Here is a 14,230-nt window from a genome sequence, read left to right as displayed (position 1 = left end):
AACTAGCACCACGCGTATTAATATTATTATTTTAGGCCTTTTCGCATTTATGAGTGTTCCAGTATTGCAATCTTACATTTTGATTCTGGCTAAAAGTTATACGCCAGAATCAATGGATATTGCGTCTTCTCTTAATATTTCATCGTTTAGTTTTGGTATTGTTCTAGGATCATTTGTAGGTGGACAAGCATTAAATATTTGGGGATTACGAAGCACGGCATTAATTGCTGGTATGTTACTTGCGATAACCCTTATTATGATGTTGATCGAAATGAATTTAGAAAAGAAACGTCAGACTTTAGTACAAGTAGAAAGTTAAGCTAAAAACTAAAAGGATTGCTACTTATCTAGCAATCCTTTTTAGTAATATTCCCTGGAAAATATTTATATCTTCTCGCCATAATACTTTTTCACCAAATACAAAATTGGCAAGCCGATAATTACAATACCCACAAAGAGCAAGATGCCTTGTGGATCATTGACAATCTCACTGATTTCGACAAATAATCCTCCGAGGATCGCAATGATTGGTACCCAAGGATAGAGTGGCGTACTGAAAGGCCGTGGAGCTTCATTGGTCTTACGCAGAATGAAGATACCGAAGAAGGCAAGCAGATAGAAGATATAAATAGTGAAAATGCAGAGGTCTGATAAACGATCGGGATCAAAGAAAATCATCATCACTGTTGCTAAAACAATGATAAATAAGGTGGCAACAACTGGTGATTTTCCCTTAGGAGTTACATATGAAAGAAAACGTGAGAAAGGTAAATCATGACGTTTAGCCATAGCATAAACAATTCTTGGGAAGGTAATCATTTTACCGTTTAAAGTACCAAGCATTGAAACAATAATTCCAATGGTGATTAATTTACCACCAATTTTGCCAAAAGCAGTAGTAGCTAAATAACTGGTAGTATTTTCGCCTAAACGCAAAATTTCATTAGCAGGAACGAAGCGCAACGTAGCTATAGTAATTAAAGTATAAATGATCAAAACGGCACTGATTCCGAAGATGATGGCCTTAGGCAAAATTTTCTTAGGATTCTTCATTTCTCCACCTAGGTTGGCGATCAAGATCCAGCCATCATAACCAAATAACGTTGATAAAACGGCAACGCCAAAATTACCTGAAGCACGGTGAATTTCAGAAATGGTTTGACCCAAGGCATTATTTTCGCCCCAAAAGAGACCAATGATGATAATAGCTGCAATTGGAACCAACTTACCAATTGTAGTAATTATTGAGAAAGCCGCGCCAACTTTGTTACTAAAAAAGTTGATTAGACCGACAAAAAGGATGGCGATGACTGCGATAGGAATGCGCCAAGCGCTACTCAAGCCAAAAAAATTGGCTGTTAAAATACTCATGAAACCAGCTACAGCAGCGATAATTGCTGGACCATAAACAACGACTTGCATCCAGCCTGCTAGGAAGCCACAGATTCGGCCGTATAAGTTTTCAATATAAATATAAAGGCCACCTGTGTAGGGCATCTGAGCACCGATTTCTGCAATTGTCAGACCAGCCATCAGAGTGATGATCCCACCCAAAATCCAGGCAAGAATTGCCATAGTTGAAGATTGCGCGTTTTCTAAGACGGAAGCCTGTTTAAAGAAGATGCCTGAACCAATGATTGTACCGATAACGATTGATAAAGCTGACCAGAAGCCAAGTGAACGTTTGAGTTCATTATTTGTTTTGTCCATAATTATTTCTCCATAAACAAAAAACCGAATCCACTACATTTTAGTAAATGAGTGAATTCGGTTGAATTTTTTACACACCAAAATCACCCAAGCCTGGTAGAGCTTGAGGAAGAACTAGTTGAAGTTAAATTGGTATGTAAATTCTTCATGATGGTTGCCTCACTAAAAATAAAATTTTTATTAGAATAGCATGAAATGGTGGAAGATGCAAATGTGGTGTATATTTTAGTTAATTAATTTTTTGTACTAAAAGAGGTATTTCAATGGCAAATAAAAATGATCCGATGAAGAGAAGAGTTGCAGGGTTAATTGCAGGTTTAGTAATAAATGCAGTGGGTAACGGTCTGACTGTTTCAACTAATATGGGTACCAGTCCCTGGACAGCTTCAGAAGTCAATCTTGCGTATCTATTTCATTTACCTGTAGGAATACCAATATTTACTATCGGAGCCTTGGCTGCCATAGTTAATCAAATTTTGATAAAACAGTTTGATAAAGTACGCTTTTTTGGTGAATTATTATTCGTAGGTTTCTTTAGCTATTTTGTCGATATTTTCTTAGATTTTTTCAATAAATTAGGTGTGCCTAATTTGCCTATCTGGCTAAAAATAATTCTATGTTTTATTGGAATTTTCACTTTTTGTTGTGCAATTTCTTTCTACCAACGAGCTAACATTTTTATGCATCCCTCCGATGACACCACTAACATTCTTCGTTTCAGATATTTCAAAGGCAATGTAATTAAAGCGCAGCTTGTAAATTTTTCCGTAGCTTTGATAATCATTATTGTTTGTGTAGCGCTGACGCATAAAATATATTCAGTCAATATTGGTACAATTATCTGCTTATTTGCCAATGGTCCGTTAATTGCTTTTGCCGATAGACATTTATGGCATTCATTACATCACAATTTCCGCGTTATTAAGCCAATTACTGATCGTGATAATTAACCAATTTCTTATTATTTCATCTTGAGCTCGACTAAAATCTTGTCGTTTGCCGTACAATGAAGTAAAAGAATATTTATAGGAGGATAAAGAAATATGCCATGTACAACAATTTTAGCTGGTAAAAAGGCTACTGCTGACGGTTCAACCTTAGTTGCTAGAAATGAAGATTACGGTCACGCTTTTAATCCAAAACGCTTCATCGTTGTAACGCCTGAAAAACAACCAAAAGATTATCAATCTGTAACGTCTAAATGCAAAGTAGAGTTACCGAAGAATCCAATGCGCTATACTGCCGTACCAGAGCTTGAATCAACTATGAAAAAGATGGGCTGGTGGGGTGAAGCTGGCATTAATGCGGCCAACGTTGCTATGTCCGCTACAGAAACTAGTACTACGAATTCACGCGTTTTAGGCGTTGATCCGATGAATAAAAAAGGAATCGGTGAAGAAGACTTTGTAACGATTGTTTTGCCATATATTCATTCAGCTCGAGAAGGCGTTAAGTTATTGGGTAAGTATTTGGAAAAGTATGGTACTTATGAATCAAACGGTGTTGCTTTTTCAGATAAAGACGAAGTTTGGTACATGGAAACTATTGGTGGACATCATTGGGCAGCAAAAAAAGTCCCAGATGATTGCTACGTTGCTGCACCTAACTGGTTCAGCATTACCGACTTCGATTTTAATAGCGATAACACCATGGCTTCTGCTGATCTTGAGAAAATGATCAAGGATAACCACATGGATATTGACCACACTGGCAATCCTTATAATCTTCGCCATGTTTTTGGTAGTCACGCTGATTCAGATTATGAATACAATATCCCACGTCAGTGGTATATTCAAAAATTATTCAATCCAAGTGACGTTCGTGAACCTGATGATCCTAACTTGCCATTTGCCAAAAAGCCAGAACATTTGCTTACTATTGAAGATTTCAAATACGCTTTATCATCACGTTATCAAAATACTAAGTACGATCCATACGGCTTAAAAGGAACCGATGCAGACCGTCATGCTTTTCGTCCAATCGGTTTTCAACGTAATCAAGAACTTTCCATTTTACAAATTAGAAATGATGTTCCAGAAAAGATTGCAGGCATTCAATGGGTAGCCTTTGGTCCTAACGCATTTAACGGCATTGCACCTTATTACACTAATGTATGCGACACGCCAAGCACATACCGTGATACTAAGGAACACTTTGATATTAGGGATATGTACTGGTTGACTCATGCAATCACTACTATTGCTGATGAACATCCATTTCGTTATAGTGCATCAATTGAAGAAATGAAGCAGAATACATTAGCTGCTGGTCGTCACGTTTTGTTAGAAACCGATACTAGTGTTAATGATCTTGATGGTGAAAAACTACAAGCAGAGCTTAAAAAAGCAAATGAAAAGACAGCTCAAGCTACATATAATGCTGCAATGAAATGTTTTGGTGATTGTGTGGAAACTGGATCACTTCAAATTAGATTGAATTATTAATTAGACGAATTAGTCAAAGCTCATCAGAAATGATGGGCTTTTTTGATAAGCTTTTGCTTATTTTTTGAACAAAAAAGCAAATCTGTCGGAAAATTGTGGACAAAAGAAGACAACTGCATTTTTTCTTGTCAAAACCAGATGTAAAGTCAATTAATCTCTGTATAATTTCAATTAATAAATTTGAGAATAAGTGAGGGGAGATTGATGAGAAAGGTTCTTGTGGGTATTGCCTTCTTTACAATTTTAGCGATATTTAAAACGGCTAGAACCGTACAGGCAGCTACAACAGATCTAAGCAAGAATTTTACGGCCTTACGTATAAATCCAAAGTATAATAAGGCCGTTTTCAATGATGATTTTGTTCATGTTCGAGCGGATTTTAATGATCGACAATGTCAAATTAAAGGTAATAGTTCAATGGCTATTTCATGGGAAAATGATAAACCTGCTTTTATTCAAGGAATTCCGGAGAAAAGTAATTTAATTGCTGAAGATGAACAAGGTAAGGAATATAAAGTAGGTGAATATACTGTTACTAAGAATGGTGTATTGATTGCTTTTAATGAAAAAGTTGAGGATTTCAAGAATATATCTGGAAAAGTTGATTTTGATATTCAGATTAAAAATCCAACTAAGAATAGTCAAAATTTGTTCATTCAAGCTGGAGATTTGAGTGAGAAGCTACATGTTATTGGTCAGCCTAGACCTGAATCAGTAGTTCTTTCGGCTGAAGTTAATGGATTTTATAATGAGCGACAAGATGAAATTTCCTGGGAAATAAAGATTGATCCTCAAAAAGAAAAAACGGATACGATCGAAGTTTCAAATGAGATTCCTATAGGTTTATTGCTAGATAGGGACTCTTTAGAAGCTGAAACTTGTGGCAAAAAGATCAAATTAAATGAAGATAATGTTGAAATTGCTGAAGATGGCATGAAATTGTGGTTTGACAACAAAGATCATGCTAATCAGCCAATTATCATTAGATACCAAACTAAAGTAATTGATAATAAGAAAATTGAAGCATTGAATCAAGTTACAGTTGGTTATCTTAAGAATGGAAAAATTACTAATGAAAGTATTTATGGAGGAAAAATAGAAAATGGAAATAGTAAATGCATTGTTGCGACACTTCTTGATTTGGAATCTTCAAAGAAAAGTCCAAAAGATAAAAGCCAAGGAAATAAAAGAAGAGAGACGGAAGATGGCAAGAAAGATAGGTATTTAGAACTTTACCGCGAGGTAATGGATCTACTTTTCAAAGAAAAAAGAAACAAAAATAATGTCAATGATGAACAAAAGAAATTAGATAAAAATAAAGTATTATCTCTTCCTGATACTTCTTCACCAATTCGGTTGAAGGGTTTTGATAATACACCAACTCCGTTAGCTGAAACTCGTATATCTAAGGCGAAAAGGGCTAAAGATATTGTCAATGTTTTAGATGAGAATTCAGATCAGGATGATAAGTTAAGTAAGGCAAATAATAAGGGGAACATTAAACATGTAGATCACGTAACTGAACATAGTTCAAATAAACTGCCTAAAGCAGGTGAAAGTTCTACCGTTATTTTAACTGCAATTGGTTTGGTTATTTTAGGGAGTGGAGTAGTAGCTTTTAAGTTAAAATTGAAAGAATAAATACTATTTTAATAGGAAAACTCTAATTTTCATTAGCCAAAACACACTCTTTCACGTATTATGGAGATATAAGTTTGTATAGTGAAAGAGATACTAACATGCCGTACACTATTTCTGAAATTATTGTTTTATTTTTTATATATTCCATTATTGGTTGGCTTTGGGAGACATGCTATTGTTCAATTAAGGACCGTCATTATGATTACCGTGGTTTCTTATTCGGGCCATATTGTCCAATTTATGGCTTTGCAGTAACGACAATCCTAATTTGTACTCATGATGTACAGAATAATATATTTTTACTCTTCATAGTAGGAATTATCGTAGCCACGTTATTTGAGTTTGTTGCTAGTTTGTTTCTTGAAAAAGTATTTCATATAAGGTTATGGGATTATTCAAAATTATGGGGAAATATCCAAGGTCGTGTTGCACCGGTTATCTCTTTATTCTGGGGTGTAGGAGTAGTTTTTTTAGTCAAATTTATTCAGCCTTTTGTTCAATCACTTGTTAATATTGAAGAAAGAGATACCCATGGTTGGTTAGCCGTAGGTATTACGATAGTAATGGGTATTGATACCATTTTAACTATTATCAGTGTCGAAAGATTTCATACAACAACAAGAATGTGGGACGAGCATATTAATAGTTTTATTGAACGTGTAAGAGTTCGGGTTGAGAGTCGTATGTCTGAGAAGGGCAAACTTAAAGTTGGCGATTGGCATCATTCCGTTATTCAACATTTTAACGAATTAAGACCTCAACCGTTGAGTTGGAATCATAAACGATTTCTTAGAAGCTTCCCTAAATTAAAGGTTTTAGATGCTCCTAAATTTATGGAAATAAAAAAAGATATTTTGAAAAAAGAAAGCTAATCACACAAAAATACCGTTACCTTTATTGGGGTAACGGTATTTTTGTTAGCCGTTTATTCTATTTTTATCTTTGACTTTACTTTTAACTTCGGTGTAGCCATCAAGGACATTCGCATATCGACCTAAGATAAAAAGATAATCAGATAGACGATTCATGTATTCTAAGTCACAATCAGCTAATTTTTGTTCTTTCAAGCTTAACTTAACCAAGGAGCGCTCCGCACGTCTGGCAATAGTTCTGGCATATTGTAAGTTAGCGCCAGTAATTTTACCACCAGGCAGGATGAATTCAGGAATAGAAGGAATTTTAGAGGTCAATTCATTAATTCTTTTTTCAAGTTGTTTAACATGATCTTCACTAATTTTATTGTGATGCTTTACTACAATATCGGCTTGTAATTCATATAAGTTACGTTGCACATTTTGTAATTCTGTATGTAATTGCTGACATTGTTGGGAAAGATTAGCGATTACTACGCCAAGATATGATTGTAATTCGTCGACATTTCCTAATGCTTCGATTTGTAAATCATACTTGGGTACCATTTTACCGGTAACTTGCTTGGTTAAGCCTTTATCGCCAACCTTCGTATAAATTTTTAATGTCATTAGACTAATCTCCGTTGATAACTTTCAAGAGCTTTAGTTACGGGTTTATATAAAACAAAGTAAAAGGCAAAGTTGCCGATTGCATGATAGGTATCAAAGGCAAAACTGGAAACTAAATAAGCGATGAAAGCAGGTAGACCGCCAAAAATGGTCATTCCTAAGTCTACTAAGAAGCCATATTCCCAACCTAAAAATGTCGCAAGTGCCACTTGTAACCAAAAATGATTTTGAAGTGGCAGTACTTTAGCTAAGAATGCGACTGTTAAAATACAACCGGTATAGGCTAAAATTTGGGGAATTGTCCAGATACCAAAGCCCAAATAAATGTTGGAAATAAGCATTGTTAATGCGGCTAAGGTAATTCCAGAACCAATCCCTAGATTTAGCGTAACTATCATTAAGATATCTGTTACTGGCTGAACATTGGGAATAGGAATAATTTTAAAAATGCGTAGCACAACACACATTGCTGTAAGCATGGCCATTAAGGCTATTTGCCTAATTTGCACTCGCTCAGTAACCATATATTACTTCACCTTATCTAACGTAAATTTGACCTTGTCTTTATTGGCAACAGATTGTAAATCAACACCTTTTGATGCCCATTTACCGTTAATCGTGTAAGTCCAATAGATCTTCTTTTTAGGATTTTGCTTTTTACCATCAATAGCAGTGACAAAACCTTTAGTTTCTTGGACTTTCCAAGCCTTCTTAAGTCCTGTAATGACTTTAGCTTTCTTTTTAGGGATTTTTACAGTCTTGGTATCGACAGTTTTCTTGCCTTCTTTCAAGGTATAGTTAACAGAAATTTGATTTTTAGTAGTATTTTTGGCATTAGAAGAGTTGTTGCTAGAACATCCTGTTAAAACTAATGTTAAAAATGCGACAATTGTAAAAAATAAGCTAAATCTACGATTATTCTTCATTTTTTCTCCTTATAAAATTACTTAATTGGACAAGCTCCGCCTTCACAGTCGGTTTGACCAACAATTTCTAATCCTTTTTGATCATCGTTTTGTTTTTCAAAAACTTCTTCAACATCGTCAGTGATCATTGCGGCTCTTTCTTCGTAGGTCTTTTTATCAATTGGCTCTTTAGGCGCCTGCTTGAGTGAACCGCCGTAATAAGGAAGCAGGGAAGTTGATTTAATCGTATGTCTGTATTGATGTAAAAGCGGAGCTATCTCTCCACTTTCGTCTGATTGGAAAGTAATAGTACAGCTGACTGCATTATCAGACCAGTAAGTTTGCAGGAATGCTTGAGTCGCAAATTGTTCCGCAATTGAAACAGTTCCAGCTGAAGCAAAATGTTTGCTGTCAGCATGAGCAGCACGTAATGGAAATTCGACACAGATGGTGTTCTTAGTATAAATATCAGGTTCAGTATGATAGCCACATTCTCTTAAAGCAGGTAAAAGTGGATCGCTTGCTTGGAATCGAATTCGTTGAATTAAGTAACCAGCATAGTGGAAGTGCATTCCTTCGGACACACCGGCTAATTTAGCCACCGTACCTGAAGGTTTAACCGTCGTATGCTTAATTGATGGCTTGACGCCTAATTCATCGCTGTAGGCTTGATCAGCAGCCACAACGGCTTTGTAAAGGCCATCAACCCTCTTAACCGCTTTTTGATCGTAAATAGGCTTTTTGATTTTTTCACCAGTTTCCGCATCAACTGCATCTTCAAAACCGACTACCACTCTGTGACCTAAATCATTTAATAGCCAATCTTGAATACCAGACATTGAAATACCAATTCTGCGGTTCTTTTGAATAATCTTTCTTGAGACTTCCCAGTCGTAGTGACTGAAAGTAACCCTTTTGGCAAAACGAGTAGCTAACGCAAAGGCTTCTTTTAGATCCCAGCCCTGCATTTCGGCAATATAAGGGAAGACTTCGAATAAGTTGCAAGGTTCACCATTTGCTAAAGAAATCTCACCGCATGGGTTAGTTCCTTCAACATCACCGTCTATTCCGGCTTGGTAGCCGTCAGTGATTCTGCCGTAATTGCGTGATAAATCAAGATTTACAATACCAGGTTCACCATTGTGCAAAATACCGTCAGCAATTGGACCATAATTGTTAAATTGTGAATCAATGGCCACGCTATTGTTGGAAGCCCAACGATGGTGGTAAAGTTTCTTTTTATCTTGTTTCATCTTGATGAAGTCTTGGTTATCATTTGAGCCCAATGCTAGTTCAGCTGAGCGACGAACATTGCCAGCTACTACAGTTTTACCGATTAAATTACAAATATCAGTTGCATCAACTGCTGTTAGGTTTTGTCCTGCACGGGCATTAATTACGTTGTTAACATCAATAAACATTTCAACTAGAGGCATTGGTCCTGAAGCTGTTCCGCCAAAGCCATGAATCTTAGCACCATATGGACGAATATCCGTAATATCAAGTACAAGCTTGTTTTTCTTGTCAGGATTAGTGTCGTTAAAGTGCATGTCAATTAAACGTGCATTAGCTAATACCCAGCCTTCACGAGTATCAGGTAATCTGTAGTAAATTACATCATCTTGATTAGGATTTTGTTTTTCCCATTCATCTTTGTCAACAGCGCCGACTTTTAGAGAAGCATCATGTGATTTGCTCTTCTTGTCGATTACTACAGTTAAGTCGACCTTTTGATCAACTTTAGGAATTTGCTTGATATTTTCATCAACGACAGAAAAACCAACGCCGCCACCCTTCATTAATTGATCGAATAAGAATGAAAAGGGCATGGAAACAGCTTTTTGTCTTTTATCAATATAGGCAGGAATGATATGACTATCGCCGTATTCTTGTGGGCGAATGGCAATAAACCAGCAATTGTTTAGAGAATCACCTGTCCGTTTTTGGTAATTAGTTCCTGAAATCCATAAATTACGACCAGATGGTGTAGCGGATAAACCGTATATCAGACGGAAAAGTTTTTTAGCTTCGTCGGTTAATTCATTTATTACTTCTTTAGAAGGGGAATCTTTCAAGCGAGGATCAAGATTGATGTTGCCTTCAATCACACGTTTGACTGTTTCATCCCAATTTTCGGATCTATCTTTATCCGGTAGCCAACGGGCATAAGTTCTTTTATAGGTTACCCAGCCTAATTCACCCCAGTGAGGTTTAATTTCATGTTTCACTTGATCAATAAAGGCTTGATCTAGTTTGATTTCAGTAGATTGCATGATATTTTCTCACTCCTAATAATTATATTTGTTTCACAAAAATACATCATGTATGAACGCATAATTAAATGTACCACAATATCTTGTGGTTTGAACACAATTTAATGTGAATAGCTTTGATTTGTAAAATGCAAATCCTATTTAAATCAGGGAATAAAGAAAATCGGAAATTTTTCATTAAGAAATGATATAGCTTTAAATTTGCATAAAAGAAAAAAGGGATCATGGTACAATCAGACTATAGAAAAACGAGGTTTAATTATGGATACAGCTTGGCAAAGATTTAAAAATAATGTGCCTTTACGCAGATTTATCGTATTTTTATTAATCGTTGCATTTTTGTATGAAATGCGAGCAATGACGAACACAATTTTGTTAACATTTATTTTTACTTATGTCATTGTGCATTTGATCCATTTAGTACAACGCTATCTGCCTAAAATGCCAACAGGGGTAATAGTCGTAATTACCTTTTTGATTATATTGGCATTGCTATATTTCGTTATAACGGTTTATTTGCCGATGTTAGCAGCACAAATCACTAAAATGATTAAGTCCGTGATGGCTTTTTATGAATCCAATGAATCGTCACGCTTAATGTCATATGTAACGCGTTATATTAGCAAAGCAGAATTGATTGAACAAGCTAAGCATGCGATGACAATTGCGTTTCATACCGCTACAAGTATCGGCACATTGACGATTGCTACTTTCATGTCTCTTATTTTGAGTTTCTTTTACACTATTGAACTAGACAAAATGAGAGAATTTTCTGCTTTATTTGTAAGAAGTGGTTACTTGAAATGGCTATTTGAGGATATTCGCTATTTCGGCAAAAAATTTACTAATACTTTCGGGGTAGTCCTAGAAGCTCAATTCTTTATTGCTATTTGTAATACAGTGTTGACGATGATAGGTTTAGCTGTAATGAAGATGCCGCAGATTATTGCATTAGGCTTGATGGTCTTCATTTTAAGCTTGGTTCCAGTAGCAGGTGTAATTATTTCATTGATACCCCTCAGTATTGTGGGCTATTCAGTAGGTGGCATTCGCTATGTTATTTATATTTTCATCATGATTATGATTATTCATGCAATTGAAGCTTATGTGTTAAACCCTAAATTTATGGCCAGCAAGACAGAACTTCCTATCTTCTATACTTTCTTAGTGTTGCTAGTGGCAGAACATTTTTGGGGCACCTGGGGCTTAATTGTTGGCGTACCAATCTTTACTTTCTTATTAGATGTACTGGATATTAAACCATCTAAAAAGGGCAAAAAGAAAGTGTTATCCAAATGAGGCTGTTGTTAACAGGAGACAGTATTATTGCTCGCAATGAGGGCAAAAAAGAACCTCATATTAATTGGAATTTAAAACATGGTCTAACTAATGTTGAAATTGAAAATACAGCTGTTTCTGGGATTAACTCTGGTGCATTTTTTGCTAGACTAAACGAATTGGTTTTGAGCAGAAAACAATGTGATAATTTAGTGATTTTACTTGGAACCAATGACTTGGCTACGCATAAGCAAGTACCATTACAACATTTCAAACAAAATATGGAATTAATCGCCTCCGCAGTGATTTGCCAATATTATCCGCCGCATGTTTTGCTTGTTTCACCTCCAGCTGTTGATGAAACTAAACAACATGTGCGCAATAATGCATTAGTAGAAAAATATGCTCAAGCAGTAAAAAAAGTAGCTCAAGAATATCATTTTCAATACGCCGATCTATGTCAGGCAATGATTAATGCGGGTGATTTGAAAGAAATTTCCCGGGGAATTAAAAATGATGGTTTGCATTTTGGAGATTTAGGATATGAAATTTTAGCTAAATTAATCATTCAAAATTTAAAGAGCATGTAAAAAAAGAGGTCGTTAGACCTCTTTTTGCTTTTCATCTAAATTATCTAATTGCCGCAAACAGCAAACCACCCACAGCTACTAAAGCTAAGAATGGAATAAGCAAGTATGCGCAAAATGCAAAAATTAATCCGGCAATAATTAAAAAGCCGAAAATCTTGATTAGGCCAATTCCTAACTTGAAGAAAAGCCAAATCAAAAAGATTGTTAATATCAGTGAAAGCATGTTTTATACCTCCATAAATCTATGAGAATATTCTACTACTTAAGAAGAAAAAGAGAGTAGATAAAGTACTTTAATTTTAGAAAAAATAAAGATCTACTTATTAAATTTAGTTACCGTTAACATCCAAATATATGTTGAAAGCTCTTACAGTAGCAACTATATTTAAACTATTGAAAGCGATTTACAAAGAGAGGAAAACTAAATGGAGCAAGAAAAAACGGGATTGCCAACGTTAGCTAGCATGACAATTTGGATGATTAGTTTAGGGTATTTAGGCGTACAAATAGCCTTTACTTTGGAAACTTCACAAATGAGTAGGATTTTCCAAACCCTAGGTGCGGATCCAACTAAATTGGGTTGGTTCTTTATTTTGCCACCACTTGCAGGCTTAGTTGTACAGCCAGGAATTGGTTCTTTATCAGATCGTACTTGGATTCCCAAGATTGGTCGAAGATTACCCTATTTATTAGTCGGAATGATTTTTGCGGTGATCACAATGATTATTTTGCCTAATGTAGGTAGTTTTGGTTTAGGTTACGGCTCACTTGAAGCTTTAATCTTTGGGGCTGTAGCGATAGCTATTCTGGATGTAGCTTCTAACATGGCTATGCAGCCATTTAAGATGATGATTGGGGATATGGTCAATGATGACCAAAAATCATATGCCTATGGGATTCAGAGTATGTTGTCCAACTTTGGTGCCGTAATTGCTGCCTTTTTCCCATTCTTATTAACTACTTTAGGCGTAGCCAATACTGCTAAAAAGGGTGTTGTACCACAATCTGTAGTTATTTCTTTCTATGTGGGTGCCGCTGTTTTAGTTGTCACATCATTATTCACGATTTTGCGGGTTCATGAATATGATCCTGAAACCTACGCACGCTATCATGGTATTAAGGAATCTGATAATGAAAAAGGTGGCGGTTGGATTGAATTGTTAAAGAAGGCACCAAAAGTCTTTTGGCAAGTTTCATTAGTTCAATTCTTCTGTTGGATTTCTTTCCAGTATCTTTCTACTTATGCTACTGGTACAATTGCCCAAAATGTATGGAACACAACTAATGCATCATCATCTGGTTACCAAATCGCTGGTAACTGGTTTGGCGTTTTAACTGCTGTTCAATCAATTGCCGCTGTGATTTGGTCATATGTATTAGCTAAAGTGCCAAATAACCACCATAAATTAGGTTATGGGCTTAGTTTATTACTAGGTGCGATTGGTTATACCTCTGTCTTTTTGATCCATTCACAAATGCTTCTGATTGTTTCATTCATCTTAATTGGTATCAGTTGGGCAGGGATGAACACTTATCCATTGACTATGGTATCTAACGCTTTATCAGGCAAGCATATGGGTACTTATCTGGGGTTGTTTAACTGTTCCATCTGTTTACCACAAATCGTTGCTTCACTTCTTAGCTTCATTATTTTCCCAATGGTTGGCAATTCAATGCCAGCTATGATGTTGATCACTGGTATTTCAGGATTCTTAGCTGCTTTATCAGTAATTAATATTAAGGAAACTTACGTAAAATAATTTGAAATAGAAAATAATAAAATGCACGTAGCCAGATTTGACTACGTGCATTTTTTGCTGTGTTTATTCATGTTAAAGAGATTAGTTAATAGTTGATCTACAAATTAGTCCTTAACAACATCCTTGGTGTTCAACCATTGGGTCTTGT

At 35.7% G+C, this 14,230-nt stretch carries 13 protein-coding genes and 1 pseudogene; 8 read left to right on the top strand and 6 right to left on the bottom strand.

The genetic code is table 11. The annotated features are described in order from the left end of the window. Positions 1-319, top strand: a pseudogene (locus FC57_RS09390) (hypothetical protein); the annotation flags it as partial. Between the two features lie 65 nt (positions 320-384). Here FC57_RS09390 and FC57_RS09385 read toward each other — a convergent pair. Then, a complete protein-coding gene (locus tag FC57_RS09385) occupies positions 385-1,710 on the bottom strand; it encodes an APC family permease (protein WP_007125818.1) in 1,326 nt (441 codons plus the stop codon). A 263-nt stretch (positions 1,711-1,973) separates the two neighbouring features. Here FC57_RS09385 and FC57_RS09380 point away from each other — a divergent pair, with 263 nt between their 5' ends. From FC57_RS09380 to FC57_RS09365, 4 genes are all read left to right on the top strand, one after another. Next, positions 1,974-2,660, top strand: coding sequence for a YczE/YyaS/YitT family protein (locus FC57_RS09380; protein WP_007125816.1), 687 nt, complete (start codon positions 1,974-1,976; stop codon positions 2,658-2,660). A 93-nt stretch (positions 2,661-2,753) separates the two neighbouring features. Continuing rightward, positions 2,754-4,154 (top strand): C69 family dipeptidase, encoded by a 1,401-nt coding sequence (locus FC57_RS09375; RefSeq protein ID WP_007125815.1) that lies wholly within the window; start codon positions 2,754-2,756, stop codon positions 4,152-4,154. A 204-nt stretch (positions 4,155-4,358) separates the two neighbouring features. After that, the gene (locus FC57_RS09370; protein WP_007125814.1) at positions 4,359-5,795 is read left to right on the top strand and encodes an LPXTG cell wall anchor domain-containing protein; all 1,437 of its coding nucleotides are present in this window, start codon (positions 4,359-4,361) and stop codon (positions 5,793-5,795) included. Between the two features lie 98 nt (positions 5,796-5,893). Beyond that, positions 5,894-6,667, top strand: coding sequence for a putative ABC transporter permease (locus FC57_RS09365; protein WP_040529479.1), 774 nt, complete (start codon positions 5,894-5,896; stop codon positions 6,665-6,667). A gap of 45 nt (positions 6,668-6,712) precedes the next feature. Here the strand turns inward: FC57_RS09365 and FC57_RS09360 are convergent, their stop codons facing one another. Genes FC57_RS09360 through nrdJ form a run of 4 tightly spaced genes read right to left on the bottom strand, consistent with a single transcriptional unit; the run spans position 6,713 to position 10,454 of the window. Further along, positions 6,713-7,276 (bottom strand): cob(I)yrinic acid a,c-diamide adenosyltransferase, encoded by a 564-nt coding sequence (locus FC57_RS09360; RefSeq protein WP_007125812.1) that lies wholly within the window; start codon positions 7,274-7,276, stop codon positions 6,713-6,715. After that, entirely contained in the window at positions 7,276-7,800 is a 525-nt protein-coding gene (locus FC57_RS09355) for an ECF transporter S component (protein ID WP_007125811.1), read from the bottom strand. Before FC57_RS09355 ends, FC57_RS09360 begins: the two co-directional genes overlap by 1 nt. Positions 7,801-7,803: 3 nt before the next feature. Next, positions 7,804-8,202: a DUF4430 domain-containing protein gene (locus FC57_RS09350; RefSeq protein ID WP_007125810.1), complete on the bottom strand. Its 399-nt coding sequence runs from the start codon at positions 8,200-8,202 to the stop codon at positions 7,804-7,806. Between the two features lie 17 nt (positions 8,203-8,219). Beyond that, positions 8,220-10,454, bottom strand: a complete 2,235-nt coding sequence (gene nrdJ, locus FC57_RS09345) for a ribonucleoside-triphosphate reductase, adenosylcobalamin-dependent (protein WP_007125809.1) — start codon at positions 10,452-10,454, stop codon at positions 8,220-8,222. A 261-nt stretch (positions 10,455-10,715) separates the two neighbouring features. Here nrdJ and FC57_RS09340 point away from each other — a divergent pair, with 261 nt between their 5' ends. Both FC57_RS09340 and FC57_RS09335 read left to right on the top strand, forming a co-directional pair. After that, positions 10,716-11,753 (top strand): AI-2E family transporter, encoded by a 1,038-nt coding sequence (locus FC57_RS09340; protein WP_040529478.1) that lies wholly within the window; start codon positions 10,716-10,718, stop codon positions 11,751-11,753. Continuing rightward, positions 11,750-12,322: an SGNH/GDSL hydrolase family protein gene (locus FC57_RS09335; protein WP_007125807.1), complete on the top strand. Its 573-nt coding sequence runs from the start codon at positions 11,750-11,752 to the stop codon at positions 12,320-12,322. The genes FC57_RS09340 and FC57_RS09335 overlap by 4 nt, the downstream gene beginning before the upstream one ends. Before the next feature lie 40 nt (positions 12,323-12,362). On the opposite strand, the gene FC57_RS09330 is transcribed toward FC57_RS09335, so the two are convergent. After that, positions 12,363-12,545 (bottom strand): hypothetical protein, encoded by a 183-nt coding sequence (locus FC57_RS09330; protein WP_007125806.1) that lies wholly within the window; start codon positions 12,543-12,545, stop codon positions 12,363-12,365. Between the two features lie 202 nt (positions 12,546-12,747). Here FC57_RS09330 and FC57_RS09325 point away from each other — a divergent pair, with 202 nt between their 5' ends. After that, complete coding sequence (locus tag FC57_RS09325) at positions 12,748-14,082, top strand: SLC45 family MFS transporter (RefSeq protein WP_007125805.1); 1,335 nt, start codon at positions 12,748-12,750, stop codon at positions 14,080-14,082. Positions 14,083-14,230 lie beyond the last annotated feature (148 nt).

This window comes from Lactobacillus ultunensis DSM 16047 (assembly GCF_001436305.1).
In the GTDB taxonomy this organism is placed as follows: Bacteria; Bacillota; Bacilli; order Lactobacillales; family Lactobacillaceae; genus Lactobacillus; species Lactobacillus ultunensis.
This window is presented reverse-complemented; position numbering and strand designations above follow the sequence as displayed.